Here is an 18,304-nt window from a genome sequence, read left to right on the forward strand (position 1 = left end):
GCCCCCGATTGCGGTGGGTCAGCTACAGATATGCTGGCTGATACACCGCTATCGGGGGCAAGCCCCCTCCCACATTTTTTTTACCGCGTCGACTTATTGAACCGTCGACGAGCCTTCCTGTTGCATGCGCTGCAGCTCCTGGGCGTACAGGGCATCGAAGTTCACCGGTGCCAGCATCAACGCCGGGAACGAGCCACGGGTGACCAGGCTGTCCAGGGTCTCACGGGCGTACGGGAACAGGATGTTCGGGCAGAACGCGCCCAGGGTGTGGCTCATGGACGCTTCGTCCAGGCCCTGGATCAGGAAGATACCCGCCTGTTGCACTTCAGCGATGAAGGCCACTTCTTCGCCGTTCTTGACGGTGACCGACAGGGTCAGCACGACTTCGTGGAAATCACCTTCCAGGGCTTTCTGGCGGGTGTTCAGGTCCAGCGCGACGCTTGGGGTCCACTCCTGGCGGAAGATGGCCGGGCTTTTCGGCGCTTCGAACGACAGGTCACGCACGTAGATGCGCTGCAGCGAAAACTGTGGGCCTTGGTCTTGCGCTGCTTCGGTGTTCGGTTGATCAGTCATCGCAGATCCTTCTTTATCTTGGGGTCTTTTAGGGGTTAGGCGGACAGCAGCGCATCGAGTTTACCGGCGCGCTCCAAAGCGAACAGGTCATCGCAACCACCGATATGCCGGCTGCCGATCCAGATCTGCGGGACCGACGTGCGGCCAGCCTTCTGGGTCATTTCGGCGCGCACTTGAGGCTTGCCGTCGACCTTGATTTCTTCGAAGGCGACCTTCTTGCTCTGGAGCAACTGCTTGGCTCGAATGCAATAAGGGCAATAATCGCTGGAATACACGACAACCTGGCTCATATCACTTCACCAACGGCAGGTTATCGCCACGCCAGCTGCTGATACCACCGGACAGCTTGGCGGCGGTAAAGCCGGACTTGAGCATCTCGCGGGCATGCGTGCCGGAGTGCTGGCCTTGGGCGTCGACCAGGATAATGGTCTTGGCCTTGTATTTCTCCAGTTCGGCCAAGCGCGCGATCAGCTTGTCCTGGGGAATGTTCAGGGCGCCGACGATGTGGCCGGCGGCGAAATCCTTGGCCGGGCGAATATCCACGACAACGGCCTCATCCTTGTTGACCAGGGCGGTCAGCTCCGATGTGCTCAGGCTGCGGCCACCACGGCTCAATTCGTGAGCGATCAGCAGCGCCAGCAGGATGACGAAGGCACCCACGAGCAGATAGTGGGCAGTGGCAAATGCAATCAGGTGATCAACCATCAAGGAGGTTCCAGGGCGTTAAAATGGCGGTAAGTATACACAGCCGTCGGGGGCGGCCAACCCCCGTAAAGCGGTGACGCGGTTGGAACTTCGCTTTAAACTGCCACTCACTTTTCCATTGCCTTCCTTTATTACCGCCGCGAGAGGATCTATGACTACCACGCCTAAACCTTTGGTCCTGATAATTCTCGATGGCTTCGGACACAGTGAAAGCCACCACGACAACGCGGTGTACGCCGCCCGCAAGCCTGTGCTGGATCGTCTCACCGCCACTGTGCCCAACGGTTTGATCTCAGGCTCCGGCATGGACGTGGGCCTGCCGGACGGCCAGATGGGCAACTCGGAAGTCGGTCACATGAATCTCGGCGCCGGACGAGTGGTCTATCAAGACTTCACCCGCGTGACCAAAGCGATCCGCGATGGCGAGTTCTTCGAAAACCCGACCATCTGCGCAGCGGTGGACAAAGCCGTGGCCGCCGGCAAGGCCGTGCACTTCATGGGCCTGCTGTCCGATGGCGGCGTACACAGCCATCAGGACCACCTGATCGCCATGGCCGAACTGGCCTTCAAGCGCGGCGCCGACAAGATCTACCTGCATGCCTTCCTTGACGGTCGCGACACCCCGCCCAAAAGCGCGCAGTCGTCCATCGAACTGCTGGACGCCACCTTCGCCGCCCTGGGCAAAGGCCGCATCGCCAGCCTGGTAGGCCGTTACTTTGCCATGGACCGCGACAACCGCTGGGACCGTGTGGCCCAGGCCTACAACCTGATCGTCGATGGCCAGGCCGAATTCAACGCCGCCACCGCCCAGCAAGGCCTGGAAGCCGCCTACGCCCGTGGCGAGAGCGATGAATTCGTCAAGGCCACCACCATCGGCGAGCCGGTGAAAGTCGAAGACGGCGACGCCATGGTGTTCATGAACTTCCGCGCCGACCGTGCCCGTGAGCTGAGCCATGTGTTTGTCGACGACGGTTTCAAAGACTTCGAACGCGCACGCCAGCCGAAAGTCGAGTTCCTCATGCTCACCCAATACGCCGCCAACATCCCGGCCCCGTCGGCTTTTGCGCCGGGCAGCCTGGAAAACGTGCTGGGTGATTACCTGGCGAAAAACGGCAAGACTCAACTGCGCATCGCCGAAACCGAAAAATATGCCCACGTGACCTTCTTCTTCTCCGGCGGACGTGAAGAACCTTTCCCTGGCGAAGAGCGCATCCTGATCCCATCGCCAAAAGTCGCGACCTACGACCTGCAGCCGGAAATGAGCGCACCGGAAGTCACCGACAAGATCGTCGACGCCATCGAGCATCAGCGTTATGACGTCATCGTGGTCAACTACGCCAACGGCGACATGGTCGGCCACAGCGGCAACCTGGAGGCTGCCACTAAGGCCGTGGAATGCCTGGACCTGTGCGTGGGCCGCATCGTCGATGCCCTGGACAAAGTCGGTGGCGAAGCGCTGATCACCGCCGACCACGGCAACTGCGAGCAGATGTCCGACGAGTCCACCGGCCAGGCCCACACAGCCCACACCACCGAGCCGGTGCCGTTCATCTACGTCGGCAAGCGCGATTTCAAAGTGCGTAACGGCGGCGTACTGGCGGATGTGGCGCCGACCATGCTGATGCTGATGGGGCTGGAAAAGCCGAAGGAAATGACCGGGACCTCAATCCTGGTCTGATCTAAACAACACTGTAGATCCAATGTGGGAGGGGGCTTGCCCCCGATGACGGAGTGTCAGTCAACACTTATGTGACTGGTCCACTGCTATCGGGGGCAAGCCCCCTCCCACATTGGCCCTTCGGTGTTTGGAAGATATCTTTTTGCCATACCACCACCACTCGGCACCTATCTTGCCCGCCCGCCCCAATTGGACGTTTTTTTTGCGGCGCTTGGCGGGCATACTAGAGCGTCCCTTTCCCCTGGTGTCGCCCGCCTCTATGCTTCGCGCCTTGATTACCCTCGCTCTTGTCTGCCTGCTCCAACCGGCATTTGCCGATGAGCGTGCACAAACCCAACAACAGTTGGACGCTACGCGTCAGGACATTACCGAGCTGAAAAAACTGCTCGGCAAGCTCCAGGAAGAAAAGTCCGGGGTGCAGAAAGACCTGCGCGGCACGGAAACCGAAATGGGCAAGCTGGAGAAGCAGGTCCAGGAGCTGCAAAAAGAATTAAAGAAGAGCGAGTCGGAACTGGAGCGACTCGACGCTGAGAAAAAAAAACTCCAGAGCGCACGCGTTGAACAGCAACGCCTGATCGCGATCCAGGCCCGCGCCGCCTACCAGAGCGGCCGCCAGGAATATCTCAAGCTGCTGCTCAACCAGCAGAACCCGGAAAAGTTCGCCCGCACCCTCACCTATTACGATTACCTGAGCCAGGCGCGCCTGGCGCAGTTGAAGGGCTTTAACGAAACGCTGCGCCAGTTGGCCAATGTCGAGCAGGAGATCAATGATCAGCAGGCCCAACTGCTCGATCAGAAGACCGCGCTCGACACCCAGCGCAACGAATTGGACAAGGTCCGCAAGGAACGCCAGCAAGCCCTGGCCAAGCTCAACAATGACGTAAAAGCCCGCGACGCCAAGCTCCAGGCCCGCGAGCAGGACCAGGCCGACCTGGCCAAAGTGCTCAAGACTATCGAAGAAACCCTGGCGCGCCAGGCACGCGAGGCCGAGGAGGCGCGGCAAAAAGCGCTGATCGCCCAGCAGGAAGCCGAAAAAAAGCGCCAGCGTGAGGCCGAACTGGCAGCCACTACCGATGCGCCGGCCCCGCGCAAACCGGCGCACGCAGCGCCTGGCCCACTGGTTTCCAGCAGCGGCGAGTCGTTCGGCGGGCCTTTTGCTGCAGCGCGCGGCAAACTTCCATGGCCGGTTGATGGTCGACTGTTGGCACGCTTCGGCGAAACCCGTGGCGATGACACCCGTGCCAAATGGGATGGTGTGATGATCAGCGCCTCTGCAGGCAGCCAGGTCCACGCCGTCCACGGCGGGCGCGTGGTGTTTGCCGATTGGCTGCGCGGGGCCGGCCTGCTGGTAATTCTTGACCACGGTAATGGCTATTTGAGCCTTTACGGCCACAATCAGACGTTACTCAAGTCGGCAGGTGATGTGGTAAAAGCCGGTGAATCCATCTCCACTGTCGGTAACAGTGGTGGCCAGGACACCCCGGCGCTGTACTTCGCTATTCGTCAGCAGGGCCGCCCGAGCGACCCTGCACAATGGTGCAGATCCCAAGGATAGGGTCTCATCTACATTAGGAGTTCGTTCGACATGCTGCATTTGTCCCGCCTCACTTCGCTGGCCCTGACGATCGCCCTGGTGATCGGCGCGCCTCTGGCTTTTGCCGACCAGGCTGTTCCCGCCGCGACCGCTGCGACCACCAAGGCGCCGTTGCCGCTGGACGAGCTGCGCACCTTTGCCGAGGTCATGGACCGGATCAAGGCAGCCTATGTCGAACCCGTAGACGACAAGACCCTGCTGGAAAACGCCATCAAGGGCATGCTCAGCAACCTCGACCCGCATTCGGCCTACCTGGGCCCGGAAGACTTCGCTGAACTGCAGGAAAGCACCAGCGGTGAATTTGGTGGCCTGGGCATTGAGGTCGGTTCCGAAGACGGCAACATCAAGGTGGTCTCGCCCATCGACGACACCCCGGCATCCAAGGCCGGCATCCAGGCGGGTGACTTTATCGTCAAGATCAACGGCCAGCCAACCCGCGGCCAGACCATGACCGAAGCCGTCGACAAGATGCGCGGCAAGATCGGCCAGAAAATCACCCTGACCCTGGTGCGCGACGGCGGCAATCCGTTCGACGTCACCCTGACCCGCTCCACCATCGTGGTCAAGAGCGTGAAGAGCCAGTTGCTGGAGTCGGGCTACGGTTACATCCGCATCACCCAATTCCAGGTCAAGACCGGCGACGAAGTGGCCAAGGCCCTGGCCAAGCTGCGCAAGGACAACGGCAAGAAGCTCAACGGCATCGTACTCGACCTGCGTAACAACCCGGGCGGCGTGTTGCAGTCGGCGGTGGAAGTGGTCGACCACTTCATCACCAAGGGCCTGATCGTCTACACCAAGGGCCGCATCGCCAATTCCGAGCTGCGCTTCTCGGCCACCGGCAATGATCTGAGCGAAAACGTGCCGCTGGCCGTGCTGATCAACGGCGGCAGCGCCTCGGCCTCGGAGATCGTCGCCGGCGCCCTGCAGGACCAGAAGCGCGGTGTGCTGATGGGCACCACGACCTTCGGTAAAGGCTCGGTGCAAACCGTATTGCCGCTCAATAACGAGCGTGCGCTGAAGATCACCACGGCGCTGTACTACACGCCCAATGGTCGCTCGATCCAGGCCCAGGGCATCGTGCCGGACATTGAGGTGCGCAAGGCCAAGATCACCAACGAGATCGACAGCGAGTACTACAAAGAGGCGGACCTGCAAGGCCACCTGGGCAATGGCAACGGCGGCGCCGACCAGCCGACCGGCAGCGGCGCCAAAGCCAAACCGATGCCGCAGGACGACGATTACCAGTTGGCCCAGGCGCTGAGCCTGCTCAAGGGCCTGAGCATCACGCGCAGCCGTTGATATGCGCGTTGCCCTGATCATCGCCTTGCTGTGCAGCCTGGCCGGATTCGCGCAAGCGACGCCGGCCGGCGAGCCGCACAAAGCCTATCTCACCCTGATCATCGACGACCTGGGGCAGAACCTGCCCAGGGATCGTCGCGTGCTGGCCCTGCCCGGGCCGGTCACCACCGCGATCATGCCTGACACCCCTCACGCCGCCCAATTCGCCCGCGAGGCCCACAAGGCCGGCAAGATCGTCATCCTGCATATGCCCATGGACCCGGCCACCGGTCCGTTTGCCTGGCACCCCGAGCTGTCGATCGAAGAACTGGCCAAGCGCCTGGACGCCGCCTTCGCGGCCGTGCCCTACACCGCCGGCATCAATAACCATATGGGCAGCCGCATGACGGCGCAGCCGCAGGCAATGGCGTGGTTAATGGGCGAGCTGCAGCGGCGCCACAAGTTCTTTGTGGACAGCCGCACCAGCGCACAGACTGTCGCCGCCGCCGAGGCGCAGAAGATTGGACTGGCGCATGTTTCGCGGGATGTGTTCCTGGATGACGAACGCACCGAGGCCGCGATCACCACGCAACTGCAAACCGCAATCAAGCTGGCGCACAAGCAAGGCTCGGCGGTGATGATCGGGCACCCTTACCCCCAGACCCTGGCGGTGCTGGAGCGCGAATTGCCCAAGCTCAAGGCGCAGGGTGTGGAGTGGATCGATATCAAGTTGATGATCAGCGTACGCAGTAATCGGGCCATGGCCGGGCACGGCAAAAACGGCATCTATCGCTGACGATCGCCCCATCCTGTAGGAGCGAGCTCGCTCGCGAAAAACCTGAGAACGCCGCGCGTCTCCAGGATGCTCGCGTTATCGTTGACGTCTTTCGCGAGCAAGCTCGCTCCTACAAATAGTTGGCCATGATCTGGTCGATACGGCCTTCTTTGCGCAACTCATCCAGCGCAGCCTGGAGCCTGGCAACCACCTCGTCCGGCACATCCTTGTTCAACGCCAGGTAAAGCTGCGCACTGTTGAAACGCAGTACCGTCTTGAGCCCGTTCACCCCCACCTGGCGCGCCAGGTAACGGCCAGCAGGGTCGCCGGTGGCCCACAGGTCGATCTGGCCCTCCATGAGCTTTTGCGCATTGTCCTGGTCTCGCAAGGCGACAACCGGCTTGAGCCCCTGCTTGTCCAGGCTCTGGGCAATGGCATCACCTTTGTAAGCGCCAATCCTGTAGCGTCGCGCCTGTTCAAGGCCTTCCAACTGGATTTTGCTGTCAGCCTTGGCCAACAGCACCCAATCGTCCGGGCCGATGGGGCCGACCCATTTGAACAACGCTTCACGGTCCGGCAAACGCGCCGTGACGAACACACCATAGCCGGGTTTTTCCAGGGCGAGTTTGTAGATTCGCTCCCAGGGGAAACGCAGGGTGAGGTTGTAGGAAATGCCGGCACGCTTGAAGGTCTCGCGCATGATGTCCACGGCGATGCCTTCGATGTTCTCGTCCCTGGCGAAGTTCTTGCCGTTTTTCGCCATGTTGTAAGGCGGGAAATTTTCCGTCAGCAGCACCAGGGAGGTGTCAGACGATTCGTCGGCGTGCACCGTAGCCGCCATGAGCATGGAGGAACTGGCAAGGGCGAGCAGCAGGTGTTTGAACATGAAGGCTACCGGAATCCATGGCAAGCGCAGAGAGTGCCGCGCGCCTGCCATGCTGTCCAGCGGCGTTTAGCGCACGACGATACCGCGCGCGGCCATGTAGGCCTTGGCCTCGGGGACGGTGTATTCGCCGAAGTGGAAAATACTCGCCGCCAGCACCGCGCTGGCATGCCCTTCGATGACGCCATCGGCCAAGTGCTGCAGGTTGCCGACGCCGCCGGAGGCGATGACCGGGATGCCCAGGGCATCGCTGATGGCGCGGGTTACACCCAGGTCAAAGCCGTTTTTCATGCCGTCCTGGTCCATGCTGGTCAGCAGGATTTCACCGGCGCCGAGGGCTTCCATCTTCATCGCCCACTCCACCGCGTCCAGCCCGGTCGGTTTGCGCCCGCCGTGGGTGAAGATCTCCCAGCGCGGAGTTTCACCAGGGCCCGAGACTTTCTTGGCGTCGATGGCGACCACGATGCATTGCGAGCCGAAGTGCTGCGCGGCTTCGCCGACGAACTCCGGATTGAACACGGCGGCGGTGTTGATCGAGACCTTGTCCGCGCCGGCATTGAGCAGGTTGCGGATGTCTTGCACGGTGCGCACGCCGCCGCCCACGGTCAGCGGGATAAACACCTGGCTGGCCATGCGCTCGACCGTGTGCAAGGTGGTGGCGCGGCCGTCGACGCTGGCGGTGATGTCGAGAAAGGTAATTTCGTCGGCGCCCTGTTCATCGTAGCGACGGGCGATTTCCACCGGGTCGCCGGCATCACGGATGTTCTCGAACTTGACGCCCTTGACCACGCGACCGTTGTCGACGTCCAGGCAAGGGATGATGCGTTTGGCCAGCGCCATGGTCAGTCCTCAGCCGTTGTAGGCATCGCAGTAAGCCTGGGCTTCGGCGACGTCCAGGGTGCCCTCATAAATCGCACGGCCGGTGATGGCGCCGATGATGCCAGGCGCCTTGGCGTCCAGCAGCGACTTGATGTCGCCCAGGTTGTGGATACCGCCAGAGGCGATCACCGGGATTTTCGTCGCAGCGGCCAGCGCGGCGGTGAACGGTACGTTGCAGCCCTGCATCATGCCGTCTTTGGCGATGTCGGTATAAACGATGGCGGACACACCGTCGGCTTCGAACTGTTTAGCCAGGTCGATCACCTGCACAGTGCTGATTTCAGCCCAACCGTCGGTGGCGACAAAACCGTCCTTGGCATCCAGGCCGACGATAACCTTGCCTGGGAATGCGCGGCAGGCTTCGGCGACAAAGGCCGGGTCTTTTACAGCCTTGGTGCCGATGATCACGTAGCTCACGCCGGCCTTGACGTAATGCTCGATGGTTTCCAGCGAGCGGATGCCACCGCCGATCTGGATCGGCAGGTTGGGGTAGCGTCGGGCGATCGCGGTGACCACCTCGCCGTTGACCGGCTGGCCTTCGAACGCGCCGTTCAAGTCCACCAGATGCAGACGACGGCAGCCCCCCTCCACCCATTTGGCGGCCATGCTCACCGGGTCATCGGAGAACACCGTGGAATCTTCCATACGGCCCTGGCGCAGACGGACGCAGGCGCCGTCCTTGAGATCGATAGCGGGGATAATCAGCATCTGGCAAACCTTATTCGATATTCAGCAATGCTTGGGAAATCAGGGTTTCTCAAGCGACCACAAGTCGCTTTCGATGCTTTCGAACCTTTCCTTAAGGAGCGTCTGCGTGTCGAAAATCGCCCTGTTGTAATAATGCGGCGCCACTTCGGTGGTGAACAGCTCAAGAATCTCGGCCACTTCGAACGAACCCAGCTTGAGTTCGAAGCGATCCTCCATGAAACGCTTGATCTTGTCGGTAGCCTCACGCTCCTGCTCGGGCGCAAGGTTCAAGATTGGCGGCTTCGGCTTCTTGGCCATTTACCAGCGACCATCCCACGCGGCGAAGTTCTGCAGCAATTGCAGGCCATGGGTATGGCTCTTCTCCGGGTGAAACTGCACGGCAAAGCGCGAACCGTCGGCCAGCGCGGCGGCGAAGTCGACGCCGTAGTGCCCGCCCCCCACCACCTGGCGCGGGTTACCGGCGGCGATGTAATAGCTGTGCACAAAGTAGAAACGCGCCATGTCCGGAATTTCGTGCCACAGCGGGTGATCCACCGCGCGACGCACTTCGTTCCAGCCCATGTGCGGCACCTTGAGGTGCTCGCCGTCTTCATGCAGGTCTTTGCCGAAGAACTTCACCTGGCCGGGAAACAGACCGATGCAGTCGACACCGCCGTTCTCTTCACTGCTGTCGAGCAAGGCTTGCATGCCCACGCAGATACCGAGGAACGGACGGTCCTGGCTGACTTCGCGCACCAGGCTGTCAAAGCCCAGGCGGCGGATCTCGGCCATACAATCGCGAATCGCGCCAACGCCTGGAAACACCACGCGGTCGGCTTCACGAATCACATTGGCATCGCTGGTGATCAGCACCTTGCCGGCACCCACGTGCTCGAGGGCCTTGGCCACCGAGTGCAGGTTGCCCATGCCGTAATCGATAACCGCGACCGTCTGCATTACAGAACGCCCTTGGTCGAAGGCATTTGCCCGGCCATGCGCTCATCCAGCTCAACGGCCATGCGCAGCGCGCGGCCGAAAGCCTTGAACACGGTTTCGATCTGGTGGTGGGTGTTGGTGCCGCGCAGGTTGTCGATGTGCAGGCTGACCAGGGCGTGGTTGACGAAACCCTGGAAGAATTCCTGGAACAGGTCGACGTCAAAGCCGCCCACGGTGGCGCGGGTGTAGGGCACGTGCATCTGCAGGCCTGGGCGGCCGGAGAAGTCGATGACTACGCGCGACAGCGCTTCGTCCAGCGGGACATAGGCGTGGCCGTAGCGACGGATGCCTTTTTTGTCGCCGATGGCCTTGGCAAAGGCCTGGCCGAGGGTGATGCCCACGTCTTCCACCGTGTGGTGGTCGTCGATATGCAGGTCGCCCTTGCTGACGATATCCAGGTCGATCAGCCCATGACGGGCGATCTGGTCCAGCATGTGCTCAAGAAAAGGTACACCGATATCAAATCGGGCCTTTCCGGTGCCATCCAGGTTGATCGAGGCTTTGATCTGGGTTTCCAGAGTGTCGCGCTCGACGGACGCCATACGTTCGACCATCACCAGCTCCGCAAATCATTGGGCGAAAAAGGCAGCCATTATAGGGGCGCGGGCGCTAAACAGAAACATCGAAGGGGATAAGACTGATGGAGTGTCGGGGATAGACATGTGCGTACATGCATAACCAATGTGGGAGGGGGCTTGCCCCCGATAGCAGTGGTTCAGTCAACAATGCATTGACTGATGCGCCGCCATCGGGGGCAAGCCCCCTCCCACAAGGGTTTTGCAGTGTTAGTGGAACAGTACTGCGGTCTTCTGCAGCGTCACCCACACACCCCACGCCAACGGAATGCCCACCACCAGCCAGGCGGCGACCGCCAATGGCTTGCTGCCAGGGGAGGCTTTCCACTCCAGCACGGTGCTGGCATCAGCGCCTTTGTCATGCCCCAGCGCCTGCTCGGCGGCCAGTTCGGCGTCGGTCATGAAGTATTTGTCGGCTACCGGACGCACCAGCAGGTTGCAGATAAAGCCCAGCACCAGCAGGCCAGCGAGGATGTACAAGGTGATGTCGTAGGCCGCAGCGCGTTCAACGCCGATGCTCAACTGATATTCACGCAGGTAGTTCACCAGCACCGGGCCCAATACGCCGGCAGCGGCCCAGGCGGTCAGCAGGCGACCGTGGATGGCGCCGACCATTTGCGTACCGAACAGGTCGGCCAGGTAAGCCGGGACCGTGGCAAAACCACCGCCGTACATCGACAGGATGATGCAGAACGCCGCCACGAACAGTGCCACGTTGCCCAGGTGCCCCAGGTTCGGGATCAGCGCGTACAGGGCGAAGCCCAGGGCGAAGAACACGAAGTAGGTATTTTTGCGCCCCAGGTAGTCGGAGAACGACGCCCAGAAGAACCGGCCACCGATGTTGAACAGGCTCAACAGGCCGGTGAAGCCTGCCGCAATGGCGGCGATCGATGCAAGTTGCCCGGCATCCAGTTGACCAAACGGTACATCCAGCCCCAGCAATTTGCCGCCGAACACTTCCTGCAACAGCGGCGAAGCCATGCCGAGGATGCCGATACCGGCTGACACGTTCAGGCACAGCACCAGCCACACCAGACGAAATTGCGGGGTCTTCCACGCCACGTTCACATGCACATGACGGTGCGTGATCATCGCGTTGCTGGCTTTTTTCGCCGGCGCGGTCCAGCCCTCAGGCTTCCAGCCGGTCGGCGGAACGCGATAGGACAAGGCGCCGCCGATCATGAACACGAAGTAGATCGCAGCCATCACCAGGAAGCTCTGCCATACGCCCACGCTGGTCGGCGAGGCGAAGTGGCCCATCAGTGCTGCCGCCAGCGGTGCACCGACCATCGCGCCGCCGCCGAAGCCCATGATCGCCATGCCGGTCGCCATGCCGCGCTTGTCCGGGAACCACTTGATCAGGGTCGATACGGGCGAGATATAGCCCAGGCCCAGGCCGATACCGCCGATGACCCCGGAGCCGATCCACATCAGCCAGATCTGGTGGGTATAGATACCCAACGCCGAGATCAGCAGGCCGCCGCACCAGCACAACGCCGAGACGACACCGGCCTTGCGCGGCCCGGCATGTTCCAGCCAGCCGCCCCAGATCGCTGCCGAGCAGCCCAGGAAGATGAAGAACAGGGTGTAGATCCAGCCCAGCATGGAGATGGGCCAGTCGCATTGGGACGAGAAGACCTGGGCGATAAAGCTCATGTCCGGCGCACAGGCCACCGGCGCAGTGATGCCCAGCGCCTTGGACAGCGGCAGCCAGAACACCGAGAAGCCGTAGGCCATGCCGATGCACAGATGGATGGCCAGTGCGGCCGGTGGAACCAGCCAGCGGTTGAAGCCGGGCTTGGCGATAATGCGTTCCTTGGACAGGAACGCAGGCGGTGCGGCATTGGTACCGGCCGCAGTGCTAGTGCTCATTGGTGTTTCCCCCAGTTATTGGTATGCATCCGTCAGGCGCGCTTCCCCTCGGCCTTGCACGCAATGCGTGGCCGTTTTTGTGAGTGAAGCTCCATTTTGGCGCGACGATACGTCGCAGAAGGCGGACGAACGCGCAGAGATTAGCACCTGCAGATACGAGAAAAACCAAATTGACATCACTTTTTTCAACCTATCTGTTTTATTTGACGCCAAAATCCCGTTTCGCTGGTCGTAGATACAATGTAACGATCCACGAACTGATGCAGGCCTTCGGGCGTTATACTCTGCGGCTAAATTTTGAAATCGACATACAAGGACTCGCCCATGAAAGCGTTCGGCAAAATCCTGGGTCTGGTATTTCTCGGGCTGTTGCTGATCATTGTGGCTCTCGGCTTTGCCCTGACCCATCTCTTCGATCCCAACGACTACAAAGAAGAAATTCGCCAGATAGCCCGCGACAAGGCCCACATCGAGCTGACGCTCAATGGCGACATCGGCTGGAGCCTGTTCCCCTGGCTGGGCCTGGAGCTGCACGAAGCCGGCGTGGCAACCCTGACCAATCCGACCCAACCGTTTGCCGACCTGCAGATGCTCGGTCTGTCGGTACGTGTGCTGCCGCTGCTGCGCCGCGAAGTGCAGATGAGCGATGTGCGGGTCGAAGGCCTGAACCTGCGCCTGAACCGCGACAAGAACGGCCACGGCAACTGGGAAGACATCGGCAAGAACCTGCCCGACGAAACCCCGGGTGCCGCCACCCCGGCTCCGGCCGAACCGGTGGCTGAAGCCAAGCCGGAAAAACCGCCGCAGCCGATCCGCCTGGACATCGACAGCCTGACCATCAACAACGCCCGCGTTGAATACAACGATGAACAGACTGGCAAGCAATTGAGCGCCGAAAGCATCCAGCTCAGTGCCGGCGCCATCCACGAAGGCGCCAATATTCCGCTGAAACTCACCGCTTTCCTGGGCAGCAACCAGCCGGTCATGCGCCTCAAGACCGAGCTGAACGGCAACTTGCGCATCCAGCGCGCCCTCAAGCGCTACCAGTTCGAAGACATGCGCCTGAGCGGCGAAGCCACTGGCGAACCCTTGCAGGGCAAGACGCTGACCTTCTCCACCCAGGGTCAATTGCTGGTCGATCTTGCCGCCAACATCGCCGAATGGACCAACCTGAAACTCTCGGCCAACCAATTGCGCGCACTGGGCGAACTGCGGGCCACTGACCTGAACAACACCCCGCAGATCAGCGGCGCGCTGTCGGTCGCGCAGTTTGACCTGGCCAAGTTTCTCGAGAGCGTCGGCCACCCTCTGCCGGCCATGGCACCGGGCAGCCTGAGCAAAGTCGAACTGGTCAGCCGCCTCACAGGCACGCCGACCAATGTCGCGCTGGAGGGCCTGAACCTGAAACTCGATGGCAGCACCTTCACCGGTCGCGTTGCCGTGGATGATTTCGCCAAGCAGTCACTGCGCGTGCAGCTCAAGGGCGACACCTTCAATGCCGACAATTACCTGCCGGCCAAATCCGAAGCCGCCAAAGGCACGGCGGCCGCACGCCAGGCCGAAGTGCAAGGCAGCGAGGCCGGTGCAATGGCCGCCGGCGGTAACAGCCCACTGCCGGAAGCGCCGACCAAAGCCGCCTGGAGCAGTGACAAACTGCTGCCACTGACCCGCCTGCGCAGCCTGGATATCAACGCGGACCTTGCGTTCGGCCAACTCACCTTGAGCCAGCTGCCGATCCAGAACGCGGTACTGAAAGCCTCGGGCGTCGATGGCCAGCTCAGCCTCGACGCGCTGAGCGGTGGCCTCTACAACGGCACGTTCCAGGCCAACGGCACCCTCGATGTACGCCAGGACACCCCGCTCCTGGCGCTGCAAACCCATATCAAGCAGGTACCGGTAGAAAAAATCCTGCAGGCCCAGGGGAAAACCCCACCAGTCAAAGGCCTGGTCACCCTGGACAGCAACCTGACCGGGCGTGGCAACAGCCAGAAGGCCTTGATCGACAGCCTCAACGGCACCGTCGGCATCGTCATCAACAACGGTGTGCTGCTCAACGCCAACATCGAGCAACAACTGTGTACCGGTATCGCCCTGCTCAACCGCAAAACATTGAGCACCACGCCGCAAGGCAAGGACACGCCCTTCCAGGAACTGCGCGGCAACCTGACGTTGCGCAACGGCGTGGCCAGCAACCCTGACCTGAAAGTGCGCATTCCGGGGCTGACCCTCAACGGCAATGGCGATGTCGACCTGCGCGTACTGGGCATGGACTACCGGGTGGGCATCATCGTCGAAGGCGACCAGCGCGACGTGCCGGACCCGGCCTGCCAGGTCGGCGCCAACTTCCAGGGTATCGAAGTGCCGCTGCGTTGCCGTGGCCCGCTGGAACTGGGCGCCAAGGCCTGCCGCCTGGACAAGGACGGCCTCGGCCAGGTCGCCATCAAAGCGGCGGGCAACCGTCTCAACGATAAGCTCGAAGAGAAGCTCGACAAGGTCAACCCCAAGCTTAAAGACGCATTGAAAGGCCTGTTCAACCGATGAGAAACGAGCAGTTTTCACAGGCGGTGCTGGACTGGTACGACCGCCACGGTCGCCACGACCTGCCCTGGCAACAGGGCATCACGCCATATCGGGTGTGGGTGTCGGAGATCATGCTGCAACAGACCCAGGTCAGCACCGTGCTCAATTACTTCGACCGGTTCATGGCGTCCTTGCCGACGGTCCAGGCACTGGCCGCCGCGCCGGAAGACGAAGTGCTGCACCTGTGGACCGGCCTGGGTTACTACACCCGGGCGCGCAACCTGCAAAAGACTGCAAAGATCGTGGTCGCCGAATACGGCGGCGAGTTTCCCAGGGATGTCGAAAAACTCACCGAACTGCCCGGCATCGGCCTGTCCACTGCCGGCGCAATTGCCAGCCTGAGCATGGGCCTGCGCGCGCCGATCCTCGACGGCAACGTCAAGCGCGTGCTGGCACGCTTTACCGCGCAAGAGGGCTACCCGGGCGAACCCAAGGTCGCCAAGCAGCTGTGGGCGACCGCAGAGCGCTTTACGCCACACGACCGCGTCAACGCCTACACCCAGGCGATGATGGACATGGGCGCCACACTCTGTACCCGCAGCAAACCCAGCTGCCTGCTGTGCCCGCTGGAAAAAGGCTGCGAAGCCCACATGCTTGGCCTGGAGACGCGCTACCCGATCCCCAAGCCACGCAAGACCATCCCCCAGAAGCGCACGCTGATGCCGATGCTCGCCAATGCCGAGGGCGCGATCCTGCTTTACCGTCGCCCCTCCACGGGCCTGTGGGGCGGTTTATGGAGCCTGCCGGAGCTGGACGACCTGGAAGACCTGGATCATCTGGCCAACCAGCACGCGCTGGCCTTGGGCAAACATCAGGAACTGCCGGGGCTGATCCACACCTTCAGCCACTTCCAGCTGGCCATCGAACCCTGGCTGGTCCAGGTCGAGGAAAGCGCCCATCACGTGGCCGAGGCCGACTGGCTCTGGTATAACCTCGCCACCCCACCGCGCCTGGGCCTTGCCGCCCCGGTGAAAAAACTGCTGAAGCGCGCGGCTGAAGTATTGAACGCAGGAGAGTCGTCATGACCCGCACCATCATGTGCCGCAAGTACCACGAAGAACTGCCCGCCCTCGAACGCGCCCCTTTTCCGGGTGCCAAAGGCCAGGACATCTACGATAACGTCTCCGCCAAGGCGTGGGCCGACTGGCAAAAACACCAGACCCTGCTCATCAACGAAAAACGCTTGAACATGATGAACGCCGAAGACCGCAAATACCTGCAGGGCGAAATGGACAAGTTCTTTTCCGGCGAGGATTACGCCAAGGCCGACGGCTACGTACCACCTGCTCAATAATTGATCAAAAACCGGGGTCTGCACGTAAGCGACGGTAATAATTAAATATTTTTTGAAAACTTGCTTGACGACCCCCTGAAAAACCCGTTTAATGCGCCCCGTTGCCCAGATAGCTCAGTCGGTAGAGCAGGGGATTGAAAATCCCCGTGTCGGCGGTTCGATTCCGTCTCTGGGCACCAAAATACCGAGAAACCCCAAGGAACAATGTGTTCCTTGGGGTTTTTTATTGCCTGCGATTTAATGGCGGCCGGCTGCGTGCGGTCACGATGTCGCAGCAGCACGATTGAGGGTTGTTTTTCGCTGGACTCAATCGTCCAGCCTTTACCCAATTCCCAGTTGTAAGGTTTTTTCCATGACCCGCTTCTTGCTCTGCACGCTCTTGCTACTGACCGCAATGCTCAGTGGATGCGCCACGCAAATGGACGTAGCAATCAACGCAACGCCTGACCCCGACTACCACTTCGACCGCCAGGCCACCGTACTGGTGACGTCCACCGGCGGCAGCGACGAAAACGCGCTCAACGCCCGCTACTACCTGCGCGACATGGTCAGCGCCATGAAGGACCAGGGCTTTCGCAATGTCTTCACCGACACCACCCTGCCCAAAGACCATGCACCGATCAAAATGACCGTCACCCTGGACGTCGACAGCAAGCAAGTCACCTACCGCTATACCGCCACCGAATACGGCCAGGTGGCAAACAGCACCACCACGCAGTGCAAGAAGAACAAAAAGAAAACCGACCAGCTGACCTGCACCAGCACCCCAAACACCACCTACGGCCCCGTAGGCACCTCTGAGCGCACCGGTTACACCACCCTCACCACGTTCAGGGCCACCGCCCGGGATGAGGCGAGCAAGCGCGCGGTGTACGTGCTGCGGGCATCGTCCTACAACGACGACTGCCAGGCCGCGAAGGTGGAAGCCTTTTTGGTGGAACAGGGGCTGCGCAATCTGAATTTCCAGGATCGGGTGCAGCGTAATTACACGGTTACGATGCCGGAGGGGTTTCGTTGTAAATAAGTGCTACGTGGCCTGGAGCAGAGCTTTTCTCCAACGCTTTTCACTTATCTGAGCCGTGTTTTTGAGATGACGTAGGCCCTCTTGAGGCCCTTAGCTCCTATAAAACGGGCATCAGGCCGCTCACTTTTCGAGATAATCGAAAGCCTGCTAGAGATAATTTCCGATAAGGCCGAGTTTGCTCATCAAAGTGGACGGAACAGCGCAAGGCGCTGACCCATTGCGAGAAATCTCGAATATCGAAAGGGCGATGGACTAAAAACAGGAAAAACAGGGGTCAGACCACGTTTAGTGCTCCGCCAGAAGAATAGTGGTCTGACCCCATTTTTCCCCGCTTTACTATTTCGCGCACCAATCTGGGTGTTATGACCGAGGACCGACTCGCCAAAGGTCTTCGGAAGTGTAGAAGCTGCTTGACCTCCAATCGTGGCAGTGCCTTTTGGACCATTTTATTCGTGCTCTCGCCTAGAGTATACAAATCCACTAATCGGATCTAAATCTCGCTTAGCATCCGCCGCATGCACGCACTGGATATCAATTTTGTTGATCGCCTGCTCTTTCCCTCCCAGTGCATCTAAATTTGTAGCTACAACCTCCAGGCTCTCCAAATCAAAGGCTGTTGGCTGACGATCAAGATAGTATCGAATTAACACAAAACCACCATCATGATATCCGGCGGCGATGGCTCTAATATTAGGGTATATCTCGCCAAGTAGCGCAATGCGGAAGCACGCCACGAGCCAATCCGGCAATTTTTTCGCGAATAGCATCTTAGTTCCTCGCATCTGGAAAAATAGGGGTCAGACCACTATTCTTCCTAACTGGATAAGAATTTACGGCTTAGCCGTCTATCAACAGGCCAAAACAAATAGAGTGAAAAAAAATAAATCATATTTTTAAAGAGCAGCTCTGCT

19 protein-coding genes and 1 tRNA gene are annotated in these 18,304 nt (G+C 60.5%); 9 read left to right on the plus strand and 11 right to left on the minus strand.

All coding sequences use genetic code 11. The features are described from left to right. Nucleotides 1-93: 93 nt before the first annotated feature. Genes secB through BFP93_RS15255 form a run of 3 tightly spaced genes read right to left on the minus strand, consistent with a single transcriptional unit; the run spans nt 94 to nt 1,278 of the window. A complete protein-coding gene (secB, locus tag BFP93_RS15245) occupies nt 94-573 on the minus strand; it encodes a protein-export chaperone SecB (RefSeq protein ID WP_057724496.1) in 480 nt (159 codons plus the stop codon). Between the two features lie 35 nt (nt 574-608). Then, nucleotides 609-863 (minus strand): glutaredoxin 3, encoded by a 255-nt coding sequence (gene grxC, locus BFP93_RS15250; RefSeq protein WP_065893731.1) that lies wholly within the window; start codon nt 861-863, stop codon nt 609-611. 1 nt (nt 864) lies between these two features. After that, nucleotides 865-1,278 (minus strand): rhodanese-like domain-containing protein, encoded by a 414-nt coding sequence (locus BFP93_RS15255; RefSeq protein ID WP_057025458.1) that lies wholly within the window; start codon nt 1,276-1,278, stop codon nt 865-867. A 151-nt stretch (nt 1,279-1,429) separates the two neighbouring features. Between BFP93_RS15255 and gpmI the strand changes: the two genes are divergently transcribed. From gpmI to BFP93_RS15275, 4 genes are all read left to right on the plus strand, one after another. After that, the gene (gpmI, locus tag BFP93_RS15260; protein WP_065893732.1) at nt 1,430-2,956 is read left to right on the plus strand and encodes a 2,3-bisphosphoglycerate-independent phosphoglycerate mutase; all 1,527 of its coding nucleotides are present in this window, start codon (nt 1,430-1,432) and stop codon (nt 2,954-2,956) included. A gap of 259 nt (nt 2,957-3,215) precedes the next feature. Beyond that, nucleotides 3,216-4,511: a murein hydrolase activator EnvC family protein gene (locus BFP93_RS15265; RefSeq protein ID WP_065893733.1), complete on the plus strand. Its 1,296-nt coding sequence runs from the start codon at nt 3,216-3,218 to the stop codon at nt 4,509-4,511. A 30-nt stretch (nt 4,512-4,541) separates the two neighbouring features. Then, complete coding sequence (locus tag BFP93_RS15270; protein ID WP_065885757.1) at nt 4,542-5,849, plus strand: S41 family peptidase; 1,308 nt, start codon at nt 4,542-4,544, stop codon at nt 5,847-5,849. A gap of 1 nt (nt 5,850) precedes the next feature. Beyond that, nucleotides 5,851-6,624, plus strand: coding sequence for a divergent polysaccharide deacetylase family protein (locus BFP93_RS15275; protein ID WP_065893734.1), 774 nt, complete (start codon nt 5,851-5,853; stop codon nt 6,622-6,624). Between the two features lie 109 nt (nt 6,625-6,733). Here BFP93_RS15275 and BFP93_RS15280 read toward each other — a convergent pair whose 3' ends face one another. The 7 genes from BFP93_RS15280 to BFP93_RS15310 form a co-directional block, all read right to left on the minus strand. Continuing rightward, entirely contained in the window at nt 6,734-7,489 is a 756-nt protein-coding gene (locus BFP93_RS15280) for a substrate-binding periplasmic protein (RefSeq protein ID WP_065893735.1), read from the minus strand. A gap of 66 nt (nt 7,490-7,555) precedes the next feature. After that, nucleotides 7,556-8,326 (minus strand): imidazole glycerol phosphate synthase subunit HisF, encoded by a 771-nt coding sequence (gene hisF / locus BFP93_RS15285; protein ID WP_065893736.1) that lies wholly within the window; start codon nt 8,324-8,326, stop codon nt 7,556-7,558. Between the two features lie 9 nt (nt 8,327-8,335). Further along, nucleotides 8,336-9,073 carry a 1-(5-phosphoribosyl)-5-[(5-phosphoribosylamino)methylideneamino]imidazole-4-carboxamide isomerase gene (gene hisA, locus BFP93_RS15290; RefSeq protein WP_065885760.1) on the minus strand — a complete coding sequence of 246 codons (738 nt, stop codon included), beginning with the start codon at nt 9,071-9,073 and terminating at the stop codon, nt 8,336-8,338. A 39-nt stretch (nt 9,074-9,112) separates the two neighbouring features. After that, on the minus strand, nt 9,113-9,370 hold the full coding sequence (locus BFP93_RS15295) for a DUF2164 domain-containing protein (RefSeq protein ID WP_058421837.1): 258 nt from the start codon (nt 9,368-9,370) through the stop codon (nt 9,113-9,115). Then, nucleotides 9,371-10,009 (minus strand): imidazole glycerol phosphate synthase subunit HisH, encoded by a 639-nt coding sequence (gene hisH / locus BFP93_RS15300; RefSeq protein ID WP_057724503.1) that lies wholly within the window; start codon nt 10,007-10,009, stop codon nt 9,371-9,373. Continuing rightward, the gene (gene hisB, locus BFP93_RS15305; RefSeq protein WP_065885762.1) at nt 10,009-10,602 is read right to left on the minus strand and encodes an imidazoleglycerol-phosphate dehydratase HisB; all 594 of its coding nucleotides are present in this window, start codon (nt 10,600-10,602) and stop codon (nt 10,009-10,011) included. The genes hisH and hisB overlap by 1 nt, the downstream gene beginning before the upstream one ends. A 231-nt stretch (nt 10,603-10,833) precedes the next feature. Then, entirely contained in the window at nt 10,834-12,495 is a 1,662-nt protein-coding gene (locus BFP93_RS15310; protein WP_065885763.1) for an OFA family MFS transporter, read from the minus strand. 324 nt (nt 12,496-12,819) lie between these two features. Here BFP93_RS15310 and BFP93_RS15315 point away from each other — a divergent pair, with 324 nt between their 5' ends. The 5 genes from BFP93_RS15315 to BFP93_RS15335 all read left to right on the plus strand — a co-directional run bounded on the left by BFP93_RS15315 (nt 12,820) and on the right by BFP93_RS15335 (nt 17,393). Next, a complete protein-coding gene (locus tag BFP93_RS15315; RefSeq protein WP_065893737.1) occupies nt 12,820-15,036 on the plus strand; it encodes an AsmA family protein in 2,217 nt (738 codons plus the stop codon). Continuing rightward, nucleotides 15,033-16,100 (plus strand): A/G-specific adenine glycosylase, encoded by a 1,068-nt coding sequence (gene mutY / locus BFP93_RS15320; RefSeq protein WP_065885765.1) that lies wholly within the window; start codon nt 15,033-15,035, stop codon nt 16,098-16,100. Before BFP93_RS15315 ends, mutY begins: the two co-directional genes overlap by 4 nt. Continuing rightward, nucleotides 16,097-16,369 (plus strand): oxidative damage protection protein, encoded by a 273-nt coding sequence (locus BFP93_RS15325; protein WP_065885766.1) that lies wholly within the window; start codon nt 16,097-16,099, stop codon nt 16,367-16,369. The genes mutY and BFP93_RS15325 overlap by 4 nt, the downstream gene beginning before the upstream one ends. A gap of 103 nt (nt 16,370-16,472) precedes the next feature. Further along, nucleotides 16,473-16,548: transfer RNA gene (locus BFP93_RS15330), tRNA-Phe, on the plus strand. A 173-nt stretch (nt 16,549-16,721) separates the two neighbouring features. Beyond that, nucleotides 16,722-17,393: a hypothetical protein gene (locus tag BFP93_RS15335; protein WP_065893738.1), complete on the plus strand. Its 672-nt coding sequence runs from the start codon at nt 16,722-16,724 to the stop codon at nt 17,391-17,393. Between the two features lie 446 nt (nt 17,394-17,839). Here BFP93_RS15335 and BFP93_RS15340 read toward each other — a convergent pair whose 3' ends face one another. Beyond that, entirely contained in the window at nt 17,840-18,160 is a 321-nt protein-coding gene (locus BFP93_RS15340) for a colicin (protein WP_065893739.1), read from the minus strand. Nucleotides 18,161-18,304: the final 144 nt, after the last annotated feature.

It is taken from the genome of Pseudomonas sp. 44 R 15, from assembly GCF_900004965.1.
Classification (GTDB): Bacteria; Pseudomonadota; Gammaproteobacteria; order Pseudomonadales; family Pseudomonadaceae; genus Aquipseudomonas; species Aquipseudomonas orientalis_A.